Origin of the sequence: Halohasta litorea, from assembly GCF_024494645.1 — an archaeon.
GTDB classification, from domain to species: domain Archaea; phylum Halobacteriota; class Halobacteria; order Halobacteriales; family Haloferacaceae; genus Halohasta; species Halohasta litorea.
Map to the genome: position 1 here is coordinate 547,327 of NZ_JANHDJ010000001.1, position 23,248 is coordinate 570,574.

31 protein-coding genes are annotated in these 23,248 nt (G+C 63.0%); 16 read left to right on the forward strand and 15 right to left on the reverse strand.

The features are described from left to right. Positions 1-106: 106 nt before the first annotated feature. Entirely contained in the window at positions 107-1,171 is a 1,065-nt protein-coding gene (gene carA, locus NO877_RS02880) for a glutamine-hydrolyzing carbamoyl-phosphate synthase small subunit (protein WP_256394784.1), read from the reverse strand. Positions 1,172-1,267: 96 nt separating this feature from the next. On the opposite strand from carA, the gene NO877_RS02885 reads away from it, so the two are divergent. The 4 genes from NO877_RS02885 (at position 1,268) to NO877_RS02900 (ending at position 4,528) form a co-directional block, all read left to right on the forward strand. Further along, a complete protein-coding gene (locus NO877_RS02885) occupies positions 1,268-1,681 on the forward strand; it encodes an Lrp/AsnC family transcriptional regulator (RefSeq protein WP_256394785.1) in 414 nt (137 codons plus the stop codon). 155 nt (positions 1,682-1,836) lie between these two features. Then, entirely contained in the window at positions 1,837-2,670 is an 834-nt protein-coding gene (locus NO877_RS02890) for a phosphoenolpyruvate hydrolase family protein (protein WP_256394786.1), read from the forward strand. Next, positions 2,670-3,893 (forward strand): Tm-1-like ATP-binding domain-containing protein, encoded by a 1,224-nt coding sequence (locus NO877_RS02895; RefSeq protein WP_256394787.1) that lies wholly within the window; start codon positions 2,670-2,672, stop codon positions 3,891-3,893. Before NO877_RS02890 ends, NO877_RS02895 begins: the two co-directional genes overlap by 1 nt. A 71-nt stretch (positions 3,894-3,964) precedes the next feature. Next, on the forward strand, positions 3,965-4,528 hold the full coding sequence (locus tag NO877_RS02900) for an NUDIX hydrolase (protein WP_256394788.1): 564 nt from the start codon (positions 3,965-3,967) through the stop codon (positions 4,526-4,528). Between the two features lie 58 nt (positions 4,529-4,586). On the opposite strand, the gene NO877_RS02905 is transcribed toward NO877_RS02900, so the two are convergent. Next, positions 4,587-4,799 (reverse strand): hypothetical protein, encoded by a 213-nt coding sequence (locus tag NO877_RS02905; RefSeq protein ID WP_256394789.1) that lies wholly within the window; start codon positions 4,797-4,799, stop codon positions 4,587-4,589. A gap of 95 nt (positions 4,800-4,894) precedes the next feature. Here NO877_RS02905 and NO877_RS02910 point away from each other — a divergent pair, with 95 nt between their 5' ends. Then, the gene (locus tag NO877_RS02910) at positions 4,895-6,733 is read left to right on the forward strand and encodes an ATP-binding protein (protein WP_256394790.1); all 1,839 of its coding nucleotides are present in this window, start codon (positions 4,895-4,897) and stop codon (positions 6,731-6,733) included. 16 nt (positions 6,734-6,749) lie between these two features. Here NO877_RS02910 and NO877_RS02915 read toward each other — a convergent pair whose 3' ends face one another. The 3 genes from NO877_RS02915 to NO877_RS02925 form a co-directional block, all read right to left on the reverse strand. Continuing rightward, positions 6,750-7,043, reverse strand: a complete 294-nt coding sequence (locus NO877_RS02915; protein WP_256394791.1) for a HalOD1 output domain-containing protein — start codon at positions 7,041-7,043, stop codon at positions 6,750-6,752. A 158-nt stretch (positions 7,044-7,201) separates the two neighbouring features. After that, positions 7,202-8,854 (reverse strand): o-succinylbenzoate--CoA ligase, encoded by a 1,653-nt coding sequence (gene menE, locus NO877_RS02920; RefSeq protein ID WP_256394792.1) that lies wholly within the window; start codon positions 8,852-8,854, stop codon positions 7,202-7,204. Positions 8,855-8,879: 25 nt separating this feature from the next. Beyond that, complete coding sequence (locus NO877_RS02925) at positions 8,880-9,317, reverse strand: universal stress protein (protein WP_256394793.1); 438 nt, start codon at positions 9,315-9,317, stop codon at positions 8,880-8,882. Between the two features lie 276 nt (positions 9,318-9,593). Between NO877_RS02925 and NO877_RS02930 the strand changes: the two genes are divergently transcribed. The 3 genes from NO877_RS02930 (at position 9,594) to NO877_RS02940 (ending at position 11,398) form a co-directional block, all read left to right on the forward strand. Continuing rightward, a complete protein-coding gene (locus NO877_RS02930; RefSeq protein ID WP_256394794.1) occupies positions 9,594-10,589 on the forward strand; it encodes a transcription initiation factor IIB in 996 nt (331 codons plus the stop codon). An 81-nt stretch (positions 10,590-10,670) separates the two neighbouring features. Then, positions 10,671-10,856: a DUF7836 family putative zinc-binding protein gene (locus NO877_RS02935; RefSeq protein ID WP_256394795.1), complete on the forward strand. Its 186-nt coding sequence runs from the start codon at positions 10,671-10,673 to the stop codon at positions 10,854-10,856. A 296-nt stretch (positions 10,857-11,152) separates the two neighbouring features. Further along, on the forward strand, positions 11,153-11,398 hold the full coding sequence (locus tag NO877_RS02940; RefSeq protein ID WP_256394796.1) for a UPF0058 family protein: 246 nt from the start codon (positions 11,153-11,155) through the stop codon (positions 11,396-11,398). 85 nt (positions 11,399-11,483) lie between these two features. Here NO877_RS02940 and NO877_RS02945 read toward each other — a convergent pair whose 3' ends face one another. Further along, on the reverse strand, positions 11,484-12,008 hold the full coding sequence (locus NO877_RS02945) for an MOSC domain-containing protein (protein WP_256394797.1): 525 nt from the start codon (positions 12,006-12,008) through the stop codon (positions 11,484-11,486). A 36-nt stretch (positions 12,009-12,044) separates the two neighbouring features. Beyond that, positions 12,045-13,052, reverse strand: a complete 1,008-nt coding sequence (locus tag NO877_RS02950; RefSeq protein ID WP_256394798.1) for a class I SAM-dependent methyltransferase — start codon at positions 13,050-13,052, stop codon at positions 12,045-12,047. Between the two features lie 118 nt (positions 13,053-13,170). Between NO877_RS02950 and NO877_RS02955 the strand changes: the two genes are divergently transcribed. Further along, entirely contained in the window at positions 13,171-13,449 is a 279-nt protein-coding gene (locus NO877_RS02955; protein ID WP_256394799.1) for a hypothetical protein, read from the forward strand. Between the two features lie 11 nt (positions 13,450-13,460). Here the strand turns inward: NO877_RS02955 and NO877_RS02960 are convergent, their stop codons facing one another. Next, entirely contained in the window at positions 13,461-14,264 is an 804-nt protein-coding gene (locus tag NO877_RS02960) for a heme ABC transporter ATP-binding protein (RefSeq protein ID WP_256394800.1), read from the reverse strand. Continuing rightward, complete coding sequence (gene btuC, locus NO877_RS02965; RefSeq protein ID WP_256394801.1) at positions 14,261-15,358, reverse strand: vitamin B12 ABC transporter permease BtuC; 1,098 nt, start codon at positions 15,356-15,358, stop codon at positions 14,261-14,263. Before btuC ends, NO877_RS02960 begins: the two co-directional genes overlap by 4 nt. Positions 15,359-15,417: 59 nt before the next feature. On the opposite strand from btuC, the gene NO877_RS02970 reads away from it, so the two are divergent. From NO877_RS02970 to NO877_RS02985, 4 genes are all read left to right on the forward strand, one after another. Then, positions 15,418-16,557 (forward strand): PGF-CTERM-anchored ABC transporter substrate-binding protein, encoded by a 1,140-nt coding sequence (locus NO877_RS02970; RefSeq protein WP_256394802.1) that lies wholly within the window; start codon positions 15,418-15,420, stop codon positions 16,555-16,557. A gap of 60 nt (positions 16,558-16,617) precedes the next feature. Beyond that, a complete protein-coding gene (srp19, locus tag NO877_RS02975; protein ID WP_256394803.1) occupies positions 16,618-16,893 on the forward strand; it encodes a signal recognition particle subunit SRP19 in 276 nt (91 codons plus the stop codon). After that, the gene (locus NO877_RS02980; RefSeq protein WP_256394804.1) at positions 16,893-17,120 is read left to right on the forward strand and encodes an H/ACA ribonucleoprotein complex subunit GAR1; all 228 of its coding nucleotides are present in this window, start codon (positions 16,893-16,895) and stop codon (positions 17,118-17,120) included. The genes srp19 and NO877_RS02980 overlap by 1 nt, the downstream gene beginning before the upstream one ends. 79 nt (positions 17,121-17,199) lie before the next feature. Next, a complete protein-coding gene (locus NO877_RS02985; protein ID WP_256394805.1) occupies positions 17,200-18,150 on the forward strand; it encodes a presenilin family intramembrane aspartyl protease PSH in 951 nt (316 codons plus the stop codon). Between the two features lie 42 nt (positions 18,151-18,192). Here NO877_RS02985 and NO877_RS02990 read toward each other — a convergent pair whose 3' ends face one another. From NO877_RS02990 to NO877_RS03015, 6 genes are read right to left on the reverse strand one after another with little or no spacing between them, the layout of a single operon-like run. After that, positions 18,193-18,732 carry a PUA domain-containing protein gene (locus NO877_RS02990; protein ID WP_256394806.1) on the reverse strand — a complete coding sequence of 180 codons (540 nt, stop codon included), beginning with the start codon at positions 18,730-18,732 and terminating at the stop codon, positions 18,193-18,195. A gap of 39 nt (positions 18,733-18,771) precedes the next feature. Continuing rightward, the gene (locus NO877_RS02995) at positions 18,772-18,945 is read right to left on the reverse strand and encodes a hypothetical protein (RefSeq protein ID WP_256394807.1); all 174 of its coding nucleotides are present in this window, start codon (positions 18,943-18,945) and stop codon (positions 18,772-18,774) included. Further along, positions 18,945-19,442, reverse strand: coding sequence for a LabA-like NYN domain-containing protein (locus NO877_RS03000; RefSeq protein ID WP_256394808.1), 498 nt, complete (start codon positions 19,440-19,442; stop codon positions 18,945-18,947). The genes NO877_RS02995 and NO877_RS03000 overlap by 1 nt, the downstream gene beginning before the upstream one ends. Next, positions 19,435-20,112, reverse strand: coding sequence for a DUF2110 family protein (locus NO877_RS03005; RefSeq protein WP_256394809.1), 678 nt, complete (start codon positions 20,110-20,112; stop codon positions 19,435-19,437). The genes NO877_RS03000 and NO877_RS03005 overlap by 8 nt, the downstream gene beginning before the upstream one ends. Then, a complete protein-coding gene (locus tag NO877_RS03010) occupies positions 20,112-20,636 on the reverse strand; it encodes a transcription factor (protein WP_089671716.1) in 525 nt (174 codons plus the stop codon). Before NO877_RS03010 ends, NO877_RS03005 begins: the two co-directional genes overlap by 1 nt. Before the next feature lie 56 nt (positions 20,637-20,692). After that, positions 20,693-21,259 (reverse strand): tRNA (cytidine(56)-2'-O)-methyltransferase, encoded by a 567-nt coding sequence (locus tag NO877_RS03015; protein ID WP_256394810.1) that lies wholly within the window; start codon positions 21,257-21,259, stop codon positions 20,693-20,695. A 127-nt stretch (positions 21,260-21,386) separates the two neighbouring features. Between NO877_RS03015 and NO877_RS03020 the strand changes: the two genes are divergently transcribed. From NO877_RS03020 to NO877_RS03030, 3 genes are all read left to right on the forward strand, one after another. Further along, complete coding sequence (locus NO877_RS03020; RefSeq protein WP_256394811.1) at positions 21,387-21,875, forward strand: redoxin domain-containing protein; 489 nt, start codon at positions 21,387-21,389, stop codon at positions 21,873-21,875. Between the two features lie 47 nt (positions 21,876-21,922). After that, positions 21,923-22,726 (forward strand): HD domain-containing protein, encoded by an 804-nt coding sequence (locus NO877_RS03025; RefSeq protein ID WP_256394812.1) that lies wholly within the window; start codon positions 21,923-21,925, stop codon positions 22,724-22,726. 109 nt (positions 22,727-22,835) lie between these two features. Then, positions 22,836-23,198: a DUF7344 domain-containing protein gene (locus NO877_RS03030; protein ID WP_256394813.1), complete on the forward strand. Its 363-nt coding sequence runs from the start codon at positions 22,836-22,838 to the stop codon at positions 23,196-23,198. Positions 23,199-23,248 lie beyond the last annotated feature (50 nt).

Sequence of the window (23,248 nt, forward strand, 5' to 3'; positions counted from 1 at the left end):
TACTGCTCGGTAGCGGCCTAATTACTATCTCAGTGTTGCTGTCTGCGAGAGTCGAGTACTGTCGTTGTCGGCATCAACCGAAAACAGGGACGCCAACAGCGCCTGCTCAGTCGGCGGTCGCGACCGGTTCGTTCTCGTCGGCCATCGCCAGCACGTCGTCGAAGAAGTCCAGCGAGTCGTGTGGGCCGGGGTTGGCCTCGGGGTGGTACTGTCGGGTGATGATGCCGAGGTCCTCGCTGGCGAGCCCCTCGGCGGTGTCGTCGTTGACGTTGATCTGTTTGACCGACAGCTCACCGGGGTCGGAGACGGTGTAGCCGTGGTTCTGGGTCGTCATGACGACGCGGCCCGAATCGAGATCGCGGACTGGCTGATTGACACCGCGGTGGCCGAACGACATTTTCTCGGTGTCGCCGCCGAACGCACGGGCGACGATCTGCTGGCCGAGACAGATACCGGCGATCGGGAGCTCTCCGGCGAACTCCTCGACCAGCGACTGGGCATTGGTAAAGTTGGCCGGATCGCCCGGCCCGTTCGAAATGAACAGCACGTCGGGCGCTACCTCGCGGACATCGTCGGCGCTGGCTTCACAGGACAGCACGTGAACGTCTGCCCCGCGCTCGTTGAGCGAGCTGATGATCGACCCTTTCGCGCCGCAGTCGATCAGTGCGACATCGTAGGAGCCATCGCCGAGGTGAGTCGTTTGTTCCGGCGTCGTCACCTGCGAGCCGATGTCGACGTGGTCACTCATCGCCTTACAGTCGGCGAGTTCGGCCTTCGCGTCCTCCGGCGTCGCGTCCTCACCGGCTGCGATTCCGCACTTCATCGCGCCCTCCTCTCGGATGGAGGTGACGAGATCGCGGGTTTCGATGTGGTCGATCGCTGGCACGCCCTCGCTTTCGAGCCACGTCGCCACCGAGTCGGTGAACTCGCGGGCGATGGCGGCACGGGGGTGGACGCGACCGGACTCGAAGCGGTCCGCCCGGACCCCGTAGTTGCCGATCAGTGGGTACGAGAAGGTAAGGACCTGTTCCTCGTAGGAGGGGTCGGTGAGGCTTTCTTCGTACCCTGTATAGGCGGTCGTGAAAACCAGTTCTCCGCGTGTACGGCCCGGCGCGCGGCAGCGGGCTTCGAGCACGCGGCCGTCGGCCAGTGCGATGTAGGCGTCCGACATTACGAGTTACGTATCGTTCTTCGTTCTTAAGTGCGTCGTTCGAAGTTGAGCTACGAAATTCGTAATCACTAACTCCGCTCATCCACACCGGGGTGTATGGACGACCTCGACCGCCAAATTCTGTCGATCCTCCGGCGGGACGCTCGGACGCCGTACACGGAGATCGCCGACCGAGTTGGAACCTCCGAGGGGACGGTGCGGAACCGCGTCGACCGACTCACAAGCGAGGGAATCATCGAACGGTTCACCGTCACCACACGGACGGGGAACGTGAAAGCGATGATCGAGGTCTCGGTCGACATGAACGTCAACACCAGCGCGGTCTCCGAGCGGTTGGCCGACTGGGAGGAAGTCGACTTCGTCTGGCAGGTCTCGGGCGAAGACGACATCGTGCTCGTGGTCGATTGTGTCGACACCCAGGCCGTCAACGACCTGATTTCGCAGGCCCGCGAGATGGACGAGGTCAAAGGAACCACGACGCGGCTGATTTTGGACGAGCGGCTCGGTTGATATCTATTCCTGAACGGTGAGCGTTCTCCTCGCAGTCCCGTACCGCTTGGTTCCAGTGCGAGCGAATCCGGTATTTTACTGTTGTCTCGAATACATAAAATTCTGTTTGAGTGATAGAAAAACTAAATAAACTATAACATTAATAATGATGTTGTATGGAGTTTACACACGAGGAGTCGATCAGCCGACTTCGAGACGTCGTATCGAGCGGTGAACCGATTATCGGGGCCGGGGCAGGCACGGGAATGTCGGCGAAGTTCGCCGAGCGCGGCGGCGTCGATCTACTGATCATCTACAACTCCGGGCGGTATCGGATGAACGGTCGGGGCTCTCTCGCTGGCCTCCTGCCGTACGGCGACGCCAACGAGATCGTCGTCGACATGGGTCGACAGGTGCTGCCAGTCGTCGAGGACACGCCCGTGCTGGCAGGGGTCAACGGCACCGATCCCTTCCGGCAGATGGACGTGTTCATCGAGGACCTCCGGCGACGGGGCTTTTCGGGCGTCCAGAACTTCCCGACGGTCGGCCTGATCGACGAGGACAGCAGCTTCCGGCAGAACCTCGAAGAGACTGGGATGGGCTACGACAAAGAAGTAGAAATGATCCGCGAGGCCTCCGAGCAGGGGATGCTCACCTGTCCCTACGTGTTCAGCGAACAGCAGGCCCGCGCAATGACCGAAGCGGGCGCGGACGTGATCGTCTCGCATATGGGTCTGACCACCTCCGGCGATATCGGCGCGGAGACGGCCCTCGACCTTGAGGCGGCCGCCGAGCGTGTCCAGGCCCACCACGATGCCGCCAAGGACGTCAACGAGGACGTCATGGTTATCTGTCACGGCGGGCCCATCGCGTGGCCCGACGACGCCGAGTACGTACTCAACAACACCGAGGGCGTCGTCGGCTTCTTCGGGGCTTCAAGTATCGAACGCCTGCCGACCGAGGAGGCGATCCAGGAGCAGGCCCGCGAGTTCAAGGAGATCGAGTTCTGATGGCGGTCGTCATTGTTGGCACGCTCGATACCAAAGGCGAAGAGATCGGCTTCGCCCGGGACGTCCTCCAAGCGCAGGGTGTCAATGTCCACATCGTCGACACCGGCGTCGTCGGCGAGCCGCAGATTGAACCCGACACCTCGGCGGGCGAGGTCGCCGAGGCCGCCGGGACCACACTCGATGCCCTCCGCGAAGAGGCCGACCGCGGCGAGGCGATGGAAGCGATGGGCGAGGGCGCGACCGCCATCACCCAGCGAATGCATGAGGCGGGCGACCTCCAGGGGATCATGGGTCTCGGCGGCTCGGGCAACACCTCGATCGCGACAACCGCGATGCGCGCCCTCCCGGTCGGGGTCCCCAAACTCATGGTCTCGACGATGGCCTCCGGCGACACCGAACCCTACGTCGGGGCCCGCGACATCATGATGTTGTACTCGGTCGCGGACATCGAGGGGCTCAACCAGCTCTCCCGGCAGGTGATCGCCAACGCCGCCCTCGCGATGGTCGGGATGGTAACCAACGAGCCCGACGTGGAGGTCGACGAAAAGCCAACCATCGGCATCACGATGTTCGGCGTGACCACGCCCTGTGCCAAGACCGCCCGCGCGTATCTCGAAGACCGGGGCTACGAAACGATCGTCTTCCACGCGACAGGGACGGGTGGCCGGGCGATGGAGAGCTTGATCGAGGAGGGCGTCATCGACGGCGTCCTGGATCTCACGACGACCGAGTGGGCCGACGAACTCGTCGGCGGCGTCCTGAATGCTGGCCCCGATCGGCTCGACGCCGCGGGCGAGCGTGGGATTCCGCAGGTCGTCTCGACGGGCGCACTCGACATGGTCAACTTTGGGCCCCGAGACTCGGTGCCCGACGAGTTTGAAGGGCGAAACTTCCACATCCACAACCCGCAGGTGACGCTGATGCGAACCACGGCCGAGGAGAACGCCGAACTCGGCAGTATTATCGGCGAGAAACTCGCCGCCGCAACCGGACCGACCGCACTCGTGTTGCCGCTGGGTGGCGTCTCGATGCTCGACGTGGAGGGCGAGGATTTCTACGATCCCGATGCCGACGCCGCGCTGTTCGATGCGCTCCGGGAGTCAGCCGACGACGAGGTAGAGCTGATCGAGCTGGAAACCGACATCAACGACGATGCCTTCGCCGAGCGACTGGCCGAAACCCTCGACGGGTATATGCGCGCTGCCGGGGTCGCCCCCGAGTAACGACTGTTCGGGCGGCTCCGACCCCACCCAGTATCGAACCCTTATTGACCCCACTGGGCTATTAGTCGCCTATGAGTGCTGACGACGCGGGCGAGGAACGCCACGCGAACGCCGGACAGGACGTCATTGCGGTCGACGCCGACGACACCGAACAGGAGTTAGTCAACCGACTCGATGCCCACACGGGCGACGGGATTCGCCACCGAGCCTTTACGTGTCTCGTTTTCGACACCGAGGGCCGCCTGTTGCTCGGCCAGCGAAGCCCCGACAAACGCCTGTGGGATACCCACTGGGACGGGACGGTCGCCTCCCACCCCGTCGAGGGACAGAGCCAAACGGACGCCACGATCCAGCGTCTCGAAGAGGAACTCGGTATCACTCCCGACCAGTACGGCGACGTGGAGCTCACCGACCGCTTCGAGTACAAACGCTACTACGAGAACGCGGGCGTCGAGTGGGAGGTCTGTGCGGTCCTCAAAGTCACCCTCGACGACACCTCCCTCGATCCCGACGAGGAGGAGATTGCGGGCCTGCTGTGGGTCGACTACGAACACCTCCACGACAACCCACAGTGGTACCGCCAACTCCGGCTCTGTCCGTGGTTCGATATCGCCATGCGCCGGGATTTCGCCTAACGGCGACTGCTCGATTCCACCGATTTCGAATCCCGTTTCGGCTTTTCGGAGTCGAACGCTACTTCGTTCGCGTCACCGAGGTCCCTTTTTTCGCCCCGGCGATCTGCACCGAAAACACCCGTTCTCGCGGGATGAGTTCGTAGACGTCCCGCCCGTTTTTCTCACCGGCTTTGACCCGCCAGTGTTCGGTTTCCTCCTCGTACGAAATCTTCGAGGCAGCGACATCGTACTCGATCGGTCCATCCGGTGTTTCGTATTTGATGACGGCCATACTGTCACTTCGTGCTCGACTATTTATATACGCCACGCGGCCGACGGCCCCCAGGAGGGGAAAGCGTTTACCTCACGGCTGAACGTCGGATACGTATGAGTCTGGAGGATTTCACCGATGTCGACGAGGGCGAGGAGCCCGACGAGTCCGTCGAAGCGTCGACGGCCGACGAGCCCGTTCCGTCGGAGGCCGACCCGGAGCCCGACCCTGACGACGAGTTCCAGGAGTACTCGGTCACGGTCGACGGCGAGGACGTCGGCCTCGGTGCGCTGTCGGTCGCCCAGGGCCTGCGGGTCAGCGAAGAGGCCGACGACACCACCCTGCGGGCGTTCGTCGTCACGGGGAACCGCGACTCGGTCAGATTGGGCAAATACCTGCTGGTCCCCTATCCGGACGACGAAACGCTGTTCTGTCGGATCGTCGGCCTCGAATACGCCCAGGAGTTCCAGGCCGACGACGCCACCGAGATCCACGTCCGGCGGATGATGCGCCAGTCGGGTATCGAGGAGCGGGACTACAAGTTCATGGCCGAACTCGAACCGGTGGCCGTTCTTTATAAAGACTACGACGAAAACGGTGAGGCCGAACTCAAACGCCGGATGACCGACCGCGTCCCCAAACCCGGCGCAAACGTCGCCGAGGCGACCGACAGCGCCGAGATCAAAACGGGCCTCAAGATCCCCTCCGAGGGCGTCTTCCTCGGCCATCTCTCGGTCGGCGGCGAGAAGGTCAAAACTGCTGCCAGCCCGCCGACGATTGACTACCGCCTGAAGGACGACTACGATTCGGGCGATCCGCTCGTCTTCCGCCATACGCTCGTGGCTGGCGGCACCGGCTCGGGGAAAACCCACGCCTCGAAGAACGTCCTCCGGCAGTATCTCGATGCGGATCGGGCCTACCCGATGGACGACGGTCGGACGGTCCAGCCAGCGGTCGTCCAGTTCGACCCGCAAGACGAGTACGCCCAGATGCATGACGATAATCCCGAGTTAGACAGTGCCTACGCCCGTCGGCTCGACCGAGAAGGCATTGCCTACGGGGGTGTTGACGATACGATCGCATTAGTTCCAAAAGAAGACGGGACCAGCTACGGCGGGGAAAGCCACCGCGCCGAGCGCATCGAGTTCACGATTCCCTTTTCGATGACCAAAGAGCGGCCGTGGCTCGTCGCGGGGAGCAGCCTCAACGAAAACCAGTTTTCGGCGCTTCGAACCCTCCTCAATCGGTTCTTCCGCCAGTACGGCGAGAGCGGCACCTACAAGAAATTCAAAGGGTTCCTGGACGACCCCGCACTCAAGGAGGAACTCGACGAGTCGGGACGGGTCCACGAGGCGACCTTCGATGCGGTCAAACGCCGGGTGTTGGCCATCCCGTCGGGGATCTTCGATCAGTCGGCCAAACCGATCACCGAACTCGATCATCAGCTCGTCCGGCCCGGTGGCCTCACCGTGATTCCAACGTACCACCTGAGTTCGAGCCGAGCCAAGGAGCTGTTCGTGCTGGCTGTCTCGGCGTATCTGATCGACGACAAGCTCTCGAATACGCCCGACAGCGACCGGATCAAGGAGACGCCGGTCGTGTTGGGAATGGACGAGGCCCACAACTTCCTCACCGAAGCCGATACCGTTCAGGCCCGGAAAGTCATCCAGAAGTTCACTGAGGCCGCCAAACAAGGTCGAAAGGAGCGGCTCGGCTTGTTTTTGATTACCCAGGACCCACAGGATATCGCCGACTCGGTATTCAAACAAATAAACACGAAACTGGTGTTGAATCTCGGCGACGAGGACGCGATCAACAGTGTAAATATTCCGTCGACGCTCCAGTCGAAGGTGCCGTATATGGAAAAAGGCCAGATGGTGGTCTACTCACCTGATAATTCCGAACCCGTCGAGCTGATCGGACTATCGACGTGTCTCACACGTCACGGCTCATAAAAAAAGCGGTCGGCGTTCAGTGCTGTTCGTAGACCTGGATTTCGCCGGAGCCGGTGACGATGACGCCCCACTCGCCCAACTGGAAGCCTATGAAACACGAGCGCGTGGGTGCGGCGTTCGGTTCGCGGACGATCTGTTCGAGTGCGTCCGGGTCGACGGCCTCGTACAGCGGCGGCAGATCGAGCGGATCGCACCCGCTGGCCGCGGCGAGTGCATCGATAACCGCCTCGGTGATCGGTCGGTTCTGTGCCGGATCGTACTGTGTAATGTAGTGGAGTTCCCCCTCCCCCTGAACTGCTGCATTAGACATACACTACTTCGAACGACGCCACCGGCAATGAACATATGCCTGCTATATGTGTGATTTTATAACCGCTCGCTGTACCACGTTGGTCGTACGTTACCGACTGATGATATACCAATAGACACGGCACTCCGGTTGACCGAACTTCCTCGCAGCGAAGGGTGTCAGTCCTGTTCGTTCTGTGGGTCTACGGTCGACTGGTCGTTCGTATTCTCTGCCGACTGGTCGTCTCCGGTCGTCGACTGATCGTCCGCGTCCTCGGTCGATTGGTCGTCGGGGAGTCGAGGCGTCGGCTCTCGATCGATCGCGTCCGATGTGTTTTCGCTATCGGCTCCGTCAAGCGCGATTAGTTGGTCCCTAACTGCGGGTCGTTTGACCGTGCCGGAGGCGGTTCGCGGCAACGAGTCAGTGACGGCGATCTGTCGTGGGAGCTTGTAGCCAGCCAGCCGCTCGCGGCAGAACTCCTCGATGGCCCCCACCGAGAGCGTCTCCGTCTTCGGGACGACGAGCGCGCTCACGCGCTCGCCCCATGTTTCGTCGTCGATCCCGACGACTGCAGCCTCGTCGATGTCGGGATGCGAGCGGAGCACCTCGACGATCTCGCCGGGATCGACGTTTTCGCCGCCGGTGATGATGCGGTCGTCGATCCGGTTGAGTACGTAGAGATACCCCTCGTCGGTCGAGTAGCCGATATCGCCCGTTCGGAGCCCGTGCTCGCAGAACGCATCGACGTTGGCGTCGACGTCGCCGTAGTAGCCGGCGGTTACCATCGGTCCAGCCACGACGATCTCGCCGCGTTCTTCGGGCTCGACCGGTTCACCATCGTCGTCGACAATTGAGAGGTCGGTCCACATAAGCGGCCGACCGACTGTCCCGGAGCGTTTGAACGCCTGCTGGGGACGGGCGGTGGCGATCTGGGAGGCGGTTTCAGTCATCCCGTAGGTCGGAAAGACGGGAATCGAGTAGTTCCGGCAGCGCTCGATCAACGATTCGGGGGCGGGTGCGCCGCCCAACAGGACCGCCCGCAGGGAATCCGACAGCGTCCCCCGGCGTTCGAGCATCTCCGAGAGCATCGTCGGGACCAAGGAGACGACCGTCACGTCGTAGCGCTCGATGTCGTCGGCGACCCCACCGGGATCGAACCCCGACCGGAGGACGACCGCGGTGCCGTACAGCGTCGACCGTAACACGGGCGCAATGCCGCCGACGTGGTAGAGCGCCAGCGTCATGAGCCACCGGTCGTCGGGCTCGACACCGAGGCGGAACGCCGAAGCCGCCGCACTCGCCAAGAGGTTGCCCATCGTGAGGACGACCGCCTTCGGCTCGCCGGTCGACCCCGACGTAAAGACCATCAGCTGTGGGTCGTCGAACGCCCAGTCGATCGGCTCGACCGGCTCGGGCTCGACCGCCCGGAACGACTGGACTTCCTCCCACTGGGGTTCGTCAATGGAGGCCACTGGGGTCGCCGCCGCGGACTCGACGGCGAGCTGTTCGGTGTCGGCCCCACAGACCAGCATCGAGAGGTCGCTGTGGTCGATCTGGTCGCCGAGTTCCGACGGCGTTAGCCGGTCGTTCAATGGGACGAGCCGGAGCCCCAGCCGCTGGGCGGCATGCAGCAGACAGACCGACAACAGCTGTGTCGACATGAGCATCCCGACGTGGTCGCCGGGTTCGATCCCGAGGGCGGCGAGTCGCCCCGCCGTCTCGTCGACCGCGGCATCGAGGCCGCTGTAGGACCATCGGGTGTCGCTGTCGGTGTCGATCAACGCGAGGTCGTCCGGCGTCGAGGCAGCCCGGTGGGTGAGCCAATCGTTCATTCGGCAGTGGGTCCGTTCGGTATTCTCATGTGTCGTCCTCAGGCGCGCGAACTGTCAGGACGGGTATCTCGGACGTTCGGACGATCCGCTCGGTGACGCTGCCGAGCAGGTACCGGTCCAGCCCCGTTCGGCCGTGGGTCCCCATGACGATCAGGTCGATATCGTTGTCCGTGGCGTACTCGATAATCCCCCTGTGTGGCGTTTCGGAGATCAGCTCCGAGACCACGGCCACACCGGCGTCCTCGGCGGCGTCTGTCACTCCTTCGAGGGCTTCCCGTCCCTCCTCCTTGAGTGCGCCTAGCACCGCCTCCCTGCCCGCATCGAGCGCGGGGTAGGCGGTCGTATCCAGGACGTACAGCCCGTGGAGTCGGGCGTCGGTCTCCGCCGCAAGCTCGACGGCGTGGTCGATCGCCGCCTCCGAGGCTGGCCCCCCGTCGGTCGGAAGGAGAATCTCACTGTACATTTGCCTACATGGTCCGTCCGACTGTACATAATCCCTTGGGCGCCCACTGAGTAGCCGCCAGGAGTCCACAGCCAGATCGGCGTCAGATTCTTATATACTACCGTTGTGACGGCGCTTCACTCGCGTCTCTGCCGTTTTGTTTTGGCTGCTCCACGTCATGCGATTCGATGACATCGATCACGCATATGTTTATATGCCTGCGGCGATAACTATATGTTAGGAAGCCCACGAGCCCTTCTTCTTTTTTCTGGCCAGTGGGACCGTCCGGGGGAAACCATGAGCGAAACAACAATCAGAAGCTACGTCAGGGGCGAGGACCGAGCGACAGAACAGACCGACGAGCGGGCGGCCGACGAGCGGGAAGCCGATGAGACACTCAGCTGTCCGGAGTGTAGCGGCCAGCTGATCACCGACGAGGAACACGGCGAGACGGTGTGTACCGACTGCGGACTCGTCGTCGAACAGGACGCCGTCGACCGCGGGCCGGAGTGGCGCGCCTTCGACAGCGCCCAGCGGGATTCGAAGTCGCGTGTGGGGGCACCGACGACGAAGATGATGCACGACAAGGGGCTCTCGACGAATATCGGCTGGCAGAACCGCGACGCCTACGGGAAGGCGCTGTCCTCGAACCAGCGCCGACAGATGCAGCGGCTCCGCACGTGGAACGAGCGGTTCCGCACGCGCGACAGCAAAGAGCGCAATCTCAAGCAGGCACTCGGCGAGATCGACCGGATGGCCAGTGCCCTTGGGCTGCCAAAGGCCGTCCGCGAAACGGCATCAGTCATCTACCGGCGGGCGCTCGATGAGGACCTGCTGCCGGGCCGGTCCATCGAGGGCGTGGCGACCGCATCGTTGTATGCCGCCGCCCGACAGATGGGCAACCCACGGAGTTTGGACGAGTTCGCCGCGGTCTCACGAGTCGAGAAAATGGAGATGACCCGGACCTACCGGTATGTGGTCCGCGAGCTCAAACTCGAAGTCCAGCCTGCGGACCCCGAACAGTACGTCCCGCGGTTCGTCTCGCGGCTCGAACTCAACGACGAGGTCGAACGCGAGGCCCGCTCGCTGCTCCGCGGCGCGAAGGAGGCGGGCATCACCAGCGGCAAATCGCCGGTCGGCCTCGCGGCGGCAGCCGTCTACGCTGCCGCACTGCTCACCAATCAGAAGGTGACCCAGAGCCAAGTCGGGGACGTCGCCGACATCTCCGAAGTGACGATCCGCAACAGATACAAGGAGCTGTTGGAAGTCGATCACGGCGAACTGTTCGACTAACACCGCCGGCTGCGGTTCCTATTTCAATTCGGCTGACAGATACATACAACGTTTTGTGACAGGCATGCGTTATCTCGTGTCATGGAAGAAGCGTTTGTTCGACTCCTCTGTTCGGAGTGTGGCAAAAGTTGGCAGAAGACACCGACCGCCGTGCCCGACGTCCGGTCGAACTTCAGCTGTCCGAACTGCCATGCGACGCGTCGGTTCGCGGAGTTCCTTCGCACCGAGCGGGATCTCGAAATGGTCAAACAGTTCCAAGGGGCCTAAACCCCGTAGTAGGTGGCTCCTACTCCCGTGTCGCTTACACCTGCAAACCTCAAGACAAGCCGTCTCTCGACTCCCAAACCGTAGTAGTCGCCTCCTACAATAGGGAGCGATCAGGCTGTGCGCGCCAGCGAATAGGTGGGTCGTGAGTCGAAATCGACACCCTCATATCCCGGATCATCATTATTCATTAGTATCAAACCGACCGTCAGTCGGGTATATAGAGGCTATATATGAGTTCCTTGTTAACTCGTCTCAAGATAGTACTATAACCCTCCGGTCGCTACGAGAGTTTGCTCATGAAGAAGCAGGAGCTCATTCACCTACACGGCCTGCTTGCCGAGGTACGTACTCAGTGTGAGGCGTGGGAAGGCGAATTCGAACTCACCGAATACGAAACTCTTGGCATCAAGCCGACATCGATCCACAAGTCGAAGACCGATCACAAAGCAGCTGTTTTCAAACTGGCGAAGGGAATTACGTCCTCGATGGCCGAGGCCGAAGCGGAGTCCGAAGCCGAGCCGCTGGCACCCAACGCGGACTAACACTTTCAATAGTGTTCTACAGCTCTCAACTGTTGAGCGACAGCTACTGAGCGCCGAGGTTTTCACACGCAGCCGGGTGAACGCATCACTCGGACTGCTCGTCGACACTGCCCAGCCGCTCGGCGATCGCTGCGCCGACTGTTCGGGGGTCCGCCTCGACGATTTCGATACTATCGCCGACAGTGATCGTTCCCGGTTCGATCACTCGGGCACAGATTCCGCCGCGTCCCTCCCCGAGCGCGTTGGCAACGCCGTCCTCGCCAGCTACTTCCTCGACGTGTGCACATGGTGGTCGCGGTCGAGTCCCCCGGAGTTCGGCGCTCCCGATTCGGACCGTCGACTCGAGCAAATCGTGAAGCGCCACCCCCCGAGTGACGACGTTCCGGCGGTGTCGGCCGTCCCGAAGGTCAATCCCGAACTCCTCGTGAATCGTCTCCACGGATTCGGCTTCCAGGAGCGTTACTTCACACACGTCGTAGGGTGAGTAGTAGCCCGTTCCCTGGAGGTAGCGATCGCCGACAATTCCACCCTCGACGACCTCAATCGACCGTGTTTCGGCCATCGGCTCGCCGCTTTCCGGCGCAACGAACAGTTGTTCGACTGTTCCCATACCGACTGTAGCAGCCCGCTCGGTGTAACCGTTCGGCTACGAGCGTGTGAGCCGCACGTCGAGACAGACGTTCAGTTCGTGGGGCGCGTAGGATCGGACGACGTGTTCGGTTTCGACCCCCACGTCGTATTCGGGTTCGGCGGCCGCCCGGATCGCCTCGATACCGGGGCCGAAGGGGTCCGAATCGTGCTGGATGTCGTAGTAGTGGATCACACACTCCTCGCCCGCGAGGTCGACCGCCGTCTCCAGGAACTCTCCCGCACTGTGTGGGAGATTCATCACGAGTCGGTCGGCCCACCCGTGGTAGTCGTCGGCTACCGCTCGTACGTCGCCCGAAACCGCTGTTATACACTCACTAACGCCGTTTCGGCGGGCGTTTTCCCGGAGGTAGTCGATGGCCGTCTCGTTGAGATCGACGGCGACGACCTCGGCATCCCGGCTGGCTGCGGGAATCGCAAACGGACCGACACCAGCGAACATATCCAGGACGCGTTCGTCAGCCTCGATCTGGTCGACGACGCGGTGGCGTTCGGTCGCCAGTCGGGGCGAAAAATAGACCGCCGCGAGATCAAGCAGGAACTCGTGGCCGTACTCGCGGTGGACGGTTTCGGTCGGCGATCGGTCGGTGTCGGGGTCCTCGCGTTCGGCCAGTAGTTCCCAATCACGGACCCGGAGTTCACCCTTGATTTTCGAGGCCCGATTGAGCACCGAGCGCACGGGGAGATCCGACGCTATCACCGCCGCGGCGATTTCGTCGGCCCGATCGGAGTCGTCCTCGTCGACGATGACGACATCGCCCAGCCGTTCGAGCGAGGGCTCGTAGCCGAGAATGTCGGCGGGCGTTTGGACAGTCTGTCGTGCCGGGAGCTCACGGATTGTCGTCTCGAATCGGTCGGGAACGGCCGTTGGGTCCGTCACCGGTATATAAAGGGTCTCGTTTTCCACGACGATCTGGTGGTCGTCGTCTAACACCCCTGCCGTAGCCAGTGCCTGTCTGCTCTCCTCGCCGTCTGCCCGTGGGACGGCGATACACGGAACCTCCATACGAGTCAGTAGTCGTAGGGCGAATGAGTAAGGGTGACGTTTCGAGGCGGTCGTCGAGATCGGATGGTTGTCGGCCTACAACCGGTGATTTTACCCTGTCGACACCAATTCGTGAGTAATGGCCAACTCGGAGTTTCCGGAGCCCCAGCCCGGGCCGTCGTGGGAGCAGCTACGCGTTCGGCTCGCCTGTAGCGCGGGTGTGGCAGTCGTTCAGCTCGCAATCTTCTGGGAGTTCGTTATTCGGTCGCTACCACTCCTCTGGCCGCCGATGGAGCCGCTCTCGCAGTGGGCGACGTTTCTCATGATCTCTGCGGGCTCGTTCATTGTGATCTCCGGGTTCTTCGGTACGCTCATCGGCGACCAGATTTATAAGCGGTATCTGGCCGACGACCGGTAGCCACTGACTACTTATATCTCATCGGCCGACTCGTGGTCCGAGAGCGCAGTCACCCGTGGGGAGTCGGTTGTCGGGTCGGTTGAAACGACCGCGCGCGCATCGAACGCGGCTTCGAGCGTCTCGGTTGTGAGCACCGAGTCGGGGACGCCAGCCTCCAGGACCGATCCCTCTGTGAGCAACACCAGTCGGTCGCAGTAGCGGGCGGCCAGATTCAGATCGTGGATCGCTGCCACCGCCGCCCGTCCTTCGTCGACGACCGACCGGACCAGATCGAGGGTGTTGATCGCGTGGTTGATATCGAGGTTCGCGGTCGGCTCGTCCAACAACAGCAGCGGCGTGTCCTGTGCGAACGCTCGGGCCAGCAGCACGCGTTGGCGTTCGCCACCACTGAGTTCGGTCACCGGTCGGTCGGCGAACGCCGACAGCGAGGCGTCCGCAAGGGCCTCCTGGACCTGCTGGCGGTCCTCCTCGTCGGCCGTGCCGAACCGGCCGATATGCGGATTACGGCCCATGGCAACCGCCTCTTCGACCGAAAATGAAAACGAGAGCCGTGTCTCCTGTGGCACCGTCGCGACCAGCCGCCCCGTCTGTCGTGCCGACAGCGCCGAGACCTCGTTCCCCTCGACCGCAACCCGTCCCTGTGTTGCTCCCACGCTTCCCCGAATCGCCCGCAGGAGCGTCGTCTTCCCGGCCCCGTTCGGGCCGACGAGGCCGACGAGTTCACCCCTGTCGGCCGTGAACGACACGTCACTGAGAATGCCACTCCCGCCGAGATCGACCGAGAGCTGGTCGACCGCGAGTACGGGCTCGCTCATAGCTCGTGGACCTCCCGGCTCCGAAGCAGGTAGAGGAAGAAGGGCGCACCGAGGGCGGCGGTGACGATGCCTACGGGGATCTCGGTCGCGCCTGCTCGGGCGATCGTATCCGTGAGGACGAGAAACGACGCCCCCGCCAGCGCCGCCGCGGGCAGCAGCACCCGGTGGTCGGGGCCGACGACCAGCCGGACCATATGGGGGACGATCAGCCCGACGAAGCCGATGACGCCGGAGACGGCGACTGCCGCGGCGGTAAGGACGGCCGACACTGCAAGCAGGAGTCGCTTGGTTCGTTCGACCTCGACGCCGAGCCCATGGGCGGCCTCCTCGCCGAGCAAAAGCACGTTGAGATCCCGGGCGTAAGCCAGGAGGATTCCGAACAACACCGGTACCGTGAGAAGGGTGACCGTCACGTCGTCCCATCCGGCGTTGCCGAGATGGCCCATCAGCCAGTGGACGACCTGCCGGAGGCCATCGCCGCTGTGGAGCTGGAGGAAGGCGATTACCGCCCCGAGGAACGCCTGAATGGCGACCCCCGCAAGCAGCAGCGTCGCAATCGGCGTCCGCCCGCCCTCGGTGGCGATCGCGTAGACGCCGAAAGCCGCCAGCAGTGCGCCGATGAAGGCCGCCCCCTGCAGGCCGAGCCCGAACGGGACTGCTACCGGGACGACCAGAAACGCGACTGCCCCCGCGGCCGCTCCCGAGGAGACGCCGATGATCGAGGGGTCGGCCATCGGGTTCCGGAAAAACCCCTGCATGACCGTTCCCGCCGCCGCCAGCGCGAAGCCAACGACCGCTGCCAACAGGATGCGCGGGAGTCGTACCCGCATCACGATTGTTTTGTATGTGGTATCGACGCTGTAGGCGAACGGCGACTGCCACCGGATTGCCGGGGCGGGCAGTTGGAGCGCGTTGCCGATCGAGCTGCCGGTCAGCTCGATCCCGGTTGGCACCGAGACTGCGTTGAGCAGCACTTTCACCACCGCCAGCGGATGGATCGACACCGGGCCGATCCCGGCGCTCACGGTGATCGAAACCCCGAGTACAGCAGCTAACCAGATCGACCAGCCCACCGCACGCTGGCGTGCGTCCATGATTGAAAGCCACCTTGGAGTAGTGAAATACTTATTGACTTGCCACCGAAGACGGAGTAATGGGTCAGTATTCACGACTTCTCGTTTCACTTGCCATCATCGTCGCGCTGCTGGCGATCGCACCGGCCGCTGTCGCGGGGCAGTCCACGGCTCCTGCTGATGCCAACGATTCGTTCCCGATCACACTGACTGATGCGACCGGCACCGAGGTGTCGCTCGACGAACGACCCGAGCGCGTCACGACGACGAACCCGAGTGCCGCACAGGTGATGTGGGAGCTCGATGCCGACTCGCAGGTCGTCGGCCTCACGCAGTTCGCCCACTACCTCGATGGGGCCGAGAACCGCCAAAACGTCTCTTCGACTGAACTCGGTGTGAGTGTCGAACGCGTGGTCGACACCGAGCCGGATCTCGTGCTCGCGCCGAACGCGACGAGCGTCGAAACCGTCGAGACGCTTCGAGATGCCGGACTCACCGTATACCATTTCCCGGAAGCCACTGACTTCGAAGACGTCAAATCGAAGACCCAGACCATCGGTCGGCTGACCGGCAACGATCAGGCGGCCCGCGAGACGAACGCGTGGGTCGATGCCAACGTCGAGGCGGTGTCGGCCGCGACCGCCGACGCAGAGGAGCCTCGACTGATGTACCCCCTGCTCGGCGGCTTCTCGGTTGGCGGTGATACCTTTATCAACGAAATCATTGCTGCCTCGGGTGCCGAGAACGTCGTTGCCGACGAGTTCGACGGCTACGAGGTCGTCAACGACGAGACAGTCATCTCGCTCGATCCCGAGGTGCTGCTGGTGACTGATCAGACCGAGGGCCAGATCCTCGACAGCGAGCCCTACTCGTTGACGACTGCCGGACAGAACAACGAATCGGTGTTCCTCGAAGTGAACTATATCAATCAGCCAGCCCCGCGGAGCCTCGTCTACTCGACGCGGAACCTGACCGCACAGCTCCACCCCGAGCTGTACGACGAGTCTGATTTCGTCACCCGCAGCGAGGCGGCCGCCACCCTCGATCAGCCAACTACCGGGACCGAGGCGACCCCCGACCAGGCTGCTACCAACGAGACCGAGACGACTCCCGAACAGGACGATGAGACCGGCGTCTCGGCTCCTGGATTCGGTATCGCCGTCGCCATCGTGTCGCTGCTCGGCGGGAGCCTACTGGTGCGCCGCCGTTCGGGAGCCTAACCGGGCGGCGGGCCGTCGACAGTCGTAACCGTATTACCACAGCACCACCGTCACACAGGTATGGTAGAGAACGTGCTGTGGCCCGCCTATTTCGATGCCGGGCTGACGCGGTCGGAGGGCCGACGCGTGCCAAGGGATCTCGCGGTCGACGAGCCGACGGTCGATGAGATCGCCGACGCCGTCCAGCAGGTCGGCTACGATGCGGTAATCGAACGCGAGAAAACCTATTCGCGGGAGTTCGACCCCCGCGGCCGCGTCCTCGTCAAGGGGGCCGACGACAGCAAAAACGACCTCGTCCAGGCGATCGGGGCCTACGTCGAACTCCTCCGCGAGTAATGCGGCGCATTGGCACCGTCGACCGAACCGCCCAGGGGTTGGCGATCGTCGCCGTCGAGAGCGACGATGTTCCCGACATCGGCCTCATGGTGATCAACGAATCGCTGTCGACCGTGGGACGGATCGTCGACGTCTTCGGTCCCGTTGACGGCCCCTACGTGGCGATCACGCCGACCGACTCGACGCCGCTGACCGAGCTCGTCGGGACGAAGCTGTACGCCCGGTGAACGCCTCGGGCCGAAACTGCACGCTCGGTGACGGGGCTGGAACACAACGCCCAAACCCCCCTCGGCCCAACTCGATGATATGTTTCCCCGGGAGTACCGCGGTGTCGCGGGTGCGGTCCTGCTGTTTCTGCTGATTCAGCTCGGCTCGCTCGCGTTGGTCCAGACCTTCTTCGAACAGGGGTATCAGGCCGTCGAGAACCCCGACGATCCGACGAACAGCCTCCTGTATATCGGCGCGATCCTGTTGGCGACGCTCGGCTTTCTGGCCGCATTCAAGTACGATCTCGACTGGATCGTCCGCGTGGTCATCGTCGCCACCAGCGGGCTGTTGGCGTGGTACGTCTTCAGCGCCCTGTTCCCGATGGTCGTAGCAGTGGCCCTCGGTTCGGCGGTCGCTATCGCGCTGTGGGTCTACCCCGAATGGTACGTCGTCGATACCGCTGGCGTCCTGATGGGTGCGGGGGCCGCGGGACTGTTCGGGATCACCTTCGGGATTCTCCCCGCCTTGGTCCTGCTGTCGGTGCTGGCGATCTACGACGCGATCAGCGTTTATAAGACCGAACACATGCTCGACCTCGCCGACGGGGTGATGGACCTCCGCATCCCTGCCATTCTCGTGATTCCGCTCTCGCTGTCCTACTCGTTGCTCGACGAGGAAGCCGAGATGAGCGAGGACGAGGCGTCGACCGAGGGAGATGATGCTGACGAAGCCACCGACGATGACGACCGCGACGTGTTTTTCATCGGCCTCGGCGATGCAGTGATTCCTGGAGTACTGATCGCCAGCGCGGCCTTCTTTTCGCCAGCCCCGCAGTTCGCGGTGCCGATCATCGAACTCAATCTTCCGGCACTGCTCGCGTTGGTCGGCACGCTCGGCGGGCTGCTCGTCCTCATGCGAATGGTGATGAAGGGCCGCGCCCACGCCGGACTCCCGCTGCTCAACGGCGGGGCGATCGCTGGCTACATACTGGGATCGCTGCTGGCCGGGATCTCCATGCTCGAAACGGTCGGGCTGACCGGTATAATATAAAAGAAGTCACCGGCTACTGTCGCATCGCTGGTTGGCCTCGTATTAATCGTCGACGCCCTCACGCACCTTCACGGCCATCCCGCTGTCGAAATCGGCCATCCCGTCGGCCGACAGCTCGGCCCGGCCGACAGCCAGCAGCTCGCCGCGCTCGTGGACGACCAGTACTTCATCGCCGGGCCGGATTTCGGGGTCGACCTCACTCACGAACTTCGCAAACACGTTTTTGCCCTCCCGAACGAAGGGCTCGGAGTCGTCGCCGACGACCACGCGGTTCGCTGGGGCCGGAATCTCAAGGAGCCGCCGCCCGCCAGCGATACCGAGCGTAAACCGCCCGTCGACGCCGTAGGAAACCAGTCGTGCATCATCGGTGTGGACCTGTCGGGGCCGCCCGCCGGTCGACCGGCGGATCTCGAAACTTTCGTCAGCGGGGAACAGCGTCGTCCCCGCTTCCGCGCCGAACTGGTAGCTGGCGACCGTCCGCAGCGCATCGATATCACGGGCCGGACTACCACTGTCAACGCCGCCGGTGTCGCTGTCGGCGTCAGCATCCGAAACCGCAGTCGACGCAGGCTCCTCGCTCATAGCGTGAGATTTCGCCGAGTATATAAAAACGGGTGGATTTCAGACGGCGTCGACGAGTCGGTTACGGAGCCACCACAGCAGGCCGAACAGCACGATGCCGAGGGCGACCCCGGCCAGCGTGCTCCCGAGGACGGCCCGACCGAAGGCGATCCCGACTGCTCCCCCGAGTATGAGGGGAATCGCTGCCGATTCGATCTGTTCGGGGTCGACCATTACAGGAGGAAGCGGTTCTCGTCGTCCGACAGGTCAGTGAACTCGTCGGTCGCCTCGATCAGTTCCTCGGCAGTTGAAGAGCCGAAGGCCATCACCTCGACTTTGACGCCCTCGTGGCGGAGATGCGAGCAGAGCCGCGAGAAGTCGCCGTCGCCCGTACAGAGGACGACCGTGTCGACGTGGTTGGCCAGCGTCACCGCGTCGAGACTCATCCCCACGTCCCAGTCGGCCTTCTTGGTGCCGTCGCCGAACGTTTTGATCTCCTTGATCTTGGTCTCGAAACCGATGTCGATCAGCGCCTCAAAGAACTTCTCCTCTTCGGGGGAGTCGGCCCGAATCACGTAGGCGATCGCCCGGGTGAGTTCACGGTCCGAAACCGCCTCCGCAAGGAGCGACGAGTAGTCGATATTTCTGGAGTAGAGGCTCTGGGCCGTGTGATAGAGGTTCTGTGAGTCCGCGAGGACGGCGACCCGCTGGTTGGGGTGGATATCAGTCATCCTCACCCCCGATCACACACCGGAGTTCGGAGCGCATATACTCGCCAATCGAGGCGAGCAGGCCGGGTGCATCTGTACCGTCGCCACAGATTATGGACTGTTCGAGCAGCCCGAGTCGCTCGACGGTGACGATGTCCTGGGCGTGGCCCGCGCGGTTGACCGTCGCCCGCACCTCGCCGCGGGTGGCGCTGTTGACGTTGACCCGGCCGCGGCCACGACTCCAGTCGTAGAGTCGATCCCGCTCTTCGTCGGCCAGCCGTGAGGGCTCGCCGTAGACGAACTGCATGGGGAGATGCTGGACGAGGCCGAACCGCTCGCGGATCTGCGAGGGCGTTCCCTGTCCGAGTCCGAGTTCGTCGGCCGGAATCCGAACCTTCTCGCCCGCATCGAGGGTGATTCCATCGTCGTCCCATGATTCGAGCGTGCCGATGTAGGTCTCGCCCTCGGTGAAGTGGTCAGTGACTTCCCCCCAGCGTTCGCCGAGGACGTTCCGGGCGGCCGTCGCGTCGTCGCCGGTGAGGGTGACCGTAACGAAGTCGTCCCGGCGGACGCCGAGTTCGGCCTCGACGCTGAGTTGGTGGATGTCGTTTTCGATCAGTGATCCGAGGCTCTTGAGCGCGCGCTCGCGGGCCTCGCCTTCGACGTAGCATTTGGTGGCTAAAACAACCATTAGGCGTGAATGTCGACGTTGAGTTCGTCGCGAAGAGCGTCGACTCGGTCCTCCAGGGCATCGACGAGCCGGTCGTTGTCCATCGACTCCAGCGGTGAGGCACACTCGGGACACTCGAAGCCGAAGTCCATCGCCTCGCCGAACTCGAAGCGGATCGAACACACTTCACAGAGGTAGAACTCGTGCATCCGCTCGTACTCCTCTCGCTCCTCGATGGCCTCCAGGAGGCGGTGCATCTCCTCTTCGAGATTCTCGGGAATGTTATCGTAGTGGAACGTCCACAGGTAGGTCAGCCACCCCGAATCCTCGTCGCGGAGCCGACGGTAGGAGGCCAGATCGTTCTCGTAGAGGATGAACAGCGCACGCCGGACCGTGTTCAGTTCGAGATCCAACTGCTCTGCGAGCTCTTCGTCGGTCACTTCGCCGTCCGGCGGGGCCGCCGCGACGGGCATCCCCTCCGGGCCGACCAACTCGTGGAGGTACTTCTGGATAACCGGGTCGTTCAGCAGATCCTCAAAAGCCATTACCGGTATTCGGCGGTGAACTCGGTTAAAAGCACCGAACCGCCCCTGTGGTCGCGTTAGGCGTCGGGATTTCGCTCCTCGCCCTCGGCGTCGCCGCCCACGACCTTCTTGCCGGTCGACTGTGGAATCACCCGATTCTCCGCGTCGACCCACTCCTGTTCCAGCTCTCGGCCCTCGAACAGCCGATCCAAAAAGACGGCCAGTCCGGCGACCTCGGAGTGCGGTTGGTTGGTGACGCCGACGTTCCAGTCGGCGTACTCGTAGATCTCGAAGGGGACTTTCTCGCCACCGACGACGACCATCAGCGGCTCGTCTTCGAGGGCGGTTCGAACCTCGCCTTCGACCTCCTGGACCGGGAGGCCGTACATCGTGAGATGGGCAACGTTCCCGTCCCAGTTCTCGACGAGCGCCCGGAGGCTGTCGCTCTGTTCGATCTCGAAGGGGCCGCCGAACCGATCCGTAATGTCCTGGACCGTCTCGACGGATTGCCCCGCGTTGTCGGGGACGATCACCCGGTCGGCACCGAGCGCGCGGGCGGTGAGCCCGACGTGGGTCGTCATCCGGTCGTCCCGTCCCGGCCGGTGGCCGTAGCGGACGACGACGACCTCGTGTGGCGTTTGCATAGCCGAAGGGAGTCGGCGACCCACCCTGTGGGTTTCGTTTTGTCGCTCGTGGGTCGATTTCGGACCGGTAGCCACCGACTACCGTGTCGACCACAACGTTCAATCCGCGGTAGTGAGTGGCTACCATATGGCATCTACCGGCAATCAGGCACCCGATTTCACCGCACCGCTCGTGAGCGACGACGACACCGTCGCCACGACGTTCTCCGATCACCTCGGCTCCGGGCCGGTCGTGTTGGCGTTCTTCCCGGCGGCGTTTTCGACGACGTGTACCGAGGAGGTCTGTACGTTCCGCGACCAGTTGGCCCGGTTCAACGACGTTGGGGCGACCGTCTTCGGGGTCAGCACCGACACCTCGTATGCGCTCGAACGGTTTCGCGAGGAAAACGGCCTCACCTTCGGACTGCTCAGCGATAACGATGGCTCGATCATCGAGGCCTACGACCTGGTCGATGACCACTCGTTCGCCGACAAGGGCCTGACCGGTGTGGCGACCCGTTCGGTGTTCGTCGTCGACGCAGCGGGGACCATCCAGTACGTCTGGATCGCGGACAATCCCGGCCAAGAGCCCGACTACGAGGTGGTCGTCGAGGCGGTCGAATCACTGGCTAACTGACAGATCGGGCCGAGTGTTTTTGCCGGTCGGGGCGAAACAGTGGCCGAATGAGCGATTCCGAGCAGTCGACCTTCGAATACGACCCAGAGGCCGACCACCCGTATCCCGACGAGCGGCTCAACGAGATTCTGCCGGTGGTTACCTCCGACCCCGAGATCGTCACCTACCTGGAGGCCCAGAACGTCAACGCCGTCACCCGCAAACAGTACAGCGACCACGGCCCGAAACATATCGAGATCGTCCGGAACCGCGCCTTACGGCTGTACGAACTGCTCAAAGAGGGCGGCATCGAGTTCAACGGCGCGACCGAACAAGGACTTGAGGAATCCTTCGAGCCGGTGATCCTCGCGCTTGCGGCGACGCTCCACGATATCGGTCACGTCGTCCACCGCGACAGCCACTCGTATTACTCGATTCCGCTGGCGGCAGATGTCCTCGACCGACTGCTGCCGGAGCTCTACGGCACCGAAACCGCTGTCCGAGTGAAGGCTGAAGTCCTCCATGCGATTCTCTGTCACCATACCGAGGAGACCCCACTTACGAAGGAGGCCGGAGTCATCCGAATCGCCGACGGGCTCGACATGGAGCGCGGTCGCTCGCGGATTCCCTACGAGAGCGGTGGTCGCGGGATCAACACGCTATCGAGCCAGGCCATCGAGAACGTCCGGCTCATCCCCGGCGACGAGACGCCGGTGTTGGTCGAAATCGAGATGATCAACGCCGCGGGCGTCTATCAGGTCGACAATCTGCTGAAGGCCAAACTCGGCGGCTCACTGCTCGAAGACCAGGTGCGGATCGTTGCGGTCAACACGAAGGCCGACGATATGCTGGTCGAACGAATCGAACTGTAAGTGGTTCGACCTCGATCTCCGAGAGAGCCCAATATATTAGGCCCTGTTCTTATTCGGTAACGGTACCTCCGAGTAATTGCGAACCCCCCAGACGGTCACCCCCTCCCCCATGTCCACCCCTCCACACTACCCGACTACGGACTGTGCCGAACTGCTGTCGGACCCCACACGCCGACGGATCTGCTCGATACTCAGTAGCCCCGACCCACCCGTCTCCGAGCGGGATCTCGCAGTCGAACTCGCTACTCGGTTTCTCGATCGGCCAGCCGCCGACATCACCCCCGAGCAGCGACGGCAGCAACAGATTTCCCTCCACCACCACCAGCTCCCGAAGCTCGCCGACCATGGCCTGATCGTCTACGACCAGACGACACGAACGGTCTCGCTCACCGCCGAGGGGTATGAGGCACTGGCGGCCTCCACCGACACCCACCACCAGCCCCCGGCTACAGCGTTTATACGCACGGACTAACGACCGGTTCCGCTGTCGTATCGACCCACGATTCTCCAGACTGACGCCGC

Excerpts from the sequence above, each read along its gene's own strand:
- carA (WP_256394784.1), bottom strand. The coding sequence starts at position 1,171 with ATGTCGGACGCCTACATCGCACTGGCCGACGGCCGCGTGCTCGAAGCC.
- NO877_RS02915 (WP_256394791.1), bottom strand. The coding sequence starts at position 7,043 with ATGTCTAATGCAGCAGTTCAGGGGGAGGGGGAACTCCACTACATTACA.
- NO877_RS02970 (WP_256394802.1), top strand. The coding sequence starts at position 15,418 with ATGGGTCAGTATTCACGACTTCTCGTTTCACTTGCCATCATCGTCGCG.
- NO877_RS02905 (WP_256394789.1), bottom strand. The coding sequence starts at position 4,799 with ATGGCCGTCATCAAATACGAAACACCGGATGGACCGATCGAGTACGAT.
- NO877_RS03010 (WP_089671716.1), bottom strand. The coding sequence starts at position 20,636 with ATGGCTTTTGAGGATCTGCTGAACGACCCGGTTATCCAGAAGTACCTC.
- NO877_RS02885 (WP_256394785.1), top strand. The coding sequence starts at position 1,268 with ATGGACGACCTCGACCGCCAAATTCTGTCGATCCTCCGGCGGGACGCT.
- NO877_RS02930 (WP_256394794.1), top strand. The coding sequence starts at position 9,594 with ATGAGCGAAACAACAATCAGAAGCTACGTCAGGGGCGAGGACCGAGCG.
- NO877_RS03020 (WP_256394811.1), top strand. The coding sequence starts at position 21,387 with ATGGCATCTACCGGCAATCAGGCACCCGATTTCACCGCACCGCTCGTG.
- NO877_RS03005 (WP_256394809.1), bottom strand. The coding sequence starts at position 20,112 with ATGGTTGTTTTAGCCACCAAATGCTACGTCGAAGGCGAGGCCCGCGAG.
- NO877_RS02950 (WP_256394798.1), bottom strand. The coding sequence starts at position 13,052 with ATGGAGGTTCCGTGTATCGCCGTCCCACGGGCAGACGGCGAGGAGAGC.
- NO877_RS02990 (WP_256394806.1), bottom strand. The coding sequence starts at position 18,732 with ATGAGCGAGGAGCCTGCGTCGACTGCGGTTTCGGATGCTGACGCCGAC.
- NO877_RS02925 (WP_256394793.1), bottom strand. The coding sequence starts at position 9,317 with ATGTACAGTGAGATTCTCCTTCCGACCGACGGGGGGCCAGCCTCGGAG.
- NO877_RS02935 (WP_256394795.1), top strand. The coding sequence starts at position 10,671 with ATGGAAGAAGCGTTTGTTCGACTCCTCTGTTCGGAGTGTGGCAAAAGT.
- NO877_RS02955 (WP_256394799.1), top strand. The coding sequence starts at position 13,171 with ATGGCCAACTCGGAGTTTCCGGAGCCCCAGCCCGGGCCGTCGTGGGAG.
- NO877_RS03015 (WP_256394810.1), bottom strand. The coding sequence starts at position 21,259 with ATGCAAACGCCACACGAGGTCGTCGTCGTCCGCTACGGCCACCGGCCG.
- btuC (WP_256394801.1), bottom strand. The coding sequence starts at position 15,358 with ATGGACGCACGCCAGCGTGCGGTGGGCTGGTCGATCTGGTTAGCTGCT.
- NO877_RS02985 (WP_256394805.1), top strand. The coding sequence starts at position 17,200 with ATGTTTCCCCGGGAGTACCGCGGTGTCGCGGGTGCGGTCCTGCTGTTT.
- NO877_RS02900 (WP_256394788.1), top strand. The coding sequence starts at position 3,965 with ATGAGTGCTGACGACGCGGGCGAGGAACGCCACGCGAACGCCGGACAG.
- NO877_RS02910 (WP_256394790.1), top strand. The coding sequence starts at position 4,895 with ATGAGTCTGGAGGATTTCACCGATGTCGACGAGGGCGAGGAGCCCGAC.
- NO877_RS03000 (WP_256394808.1), bottom strand. The coding sequence starts at position 19,442 with ATGACTGATATCCACCCCAACCAGCGGGTCGCCGTCCTCGCGGACTCA.
- menE (WP_256394792.1), bottom strand. The coding sequence starts at position 8,854 with ATGAACGATTGGCTCACCCACCGGGCTGCCTCGACGCCGGACGACCTC.
- NO877_RS02945 (WP_256394797.1), bottom strand. The coding sequence starts at position 12,008 with ATGGGAACAGTCGAACAACTGTTCGTTGCGCCGGAAAGCGGCGAGCCG.
- NO877_RS02980 (WP_256394804.1), top strand. The coding sequence starts at position 16,893 with ATGCGGCGCATTGGCACCGTCGACCGAACCGCCCAGGGGTTGGCGATC.
- NO877_RS02895 (WP_256394787.1), top strand. The coding sequence starts at position 2,670 with ATGGCGGTCGTCATTGTTGGCACGCTCGATACCAAAGGCGAAGAGATC.
- srp19 (WP_256394803.1), top strand. The coding sequence starts at position 16,618 with ATGGTAGAGAACGTGCTGTGGCCCGCCTATTTCGATGCCGGGCTGACG.
- NO877_RS02940 (WP_256394796.1), top strand. The coding sequence starts at position 11,153 with ATGAAGAAGCAGGAGCTCATTCACCTACACGGCCTGCTTGCCGAGGTA.
- NO877_RS02995 (WP_256394807.1), bottom strand. The coding sequence starts at position 18,945 with ATGGTCGACCCCGAACAGATCGAATCGGCAGCGATTCCCCTCATACTC.
- NO877_RS02960 (WP_256394800.1), bottom strand. The coding sequence starts at position 14,264 with ATGAGCGAGCCCGTACTCGCGGTCGACCAGCTCTCGGTCGATCTCGGC.
- NO877_RS03025 (WP_256394812.1), top strand. The coding sequence starts at position 21,923 with ATGAGCGATTCCGAGCAGTCGACCTTCGAATACGACCCAGAGGCCGAC.
- NO877_RS03030 (WP_256394813.1), top strand. The coding sequence starts at position 22,836 with ATGTCCACCCCTCCACACTACCCGACTACGGACTGTGCCGAACTGCTG.
- NO877_RS02890 (WP_256394786.1), top strand. The coding sequence starts at position 1,837 with ATGGAGTTTACACACGAGGAGTCGATCAGCCGACTTCGAGACGTCGTA.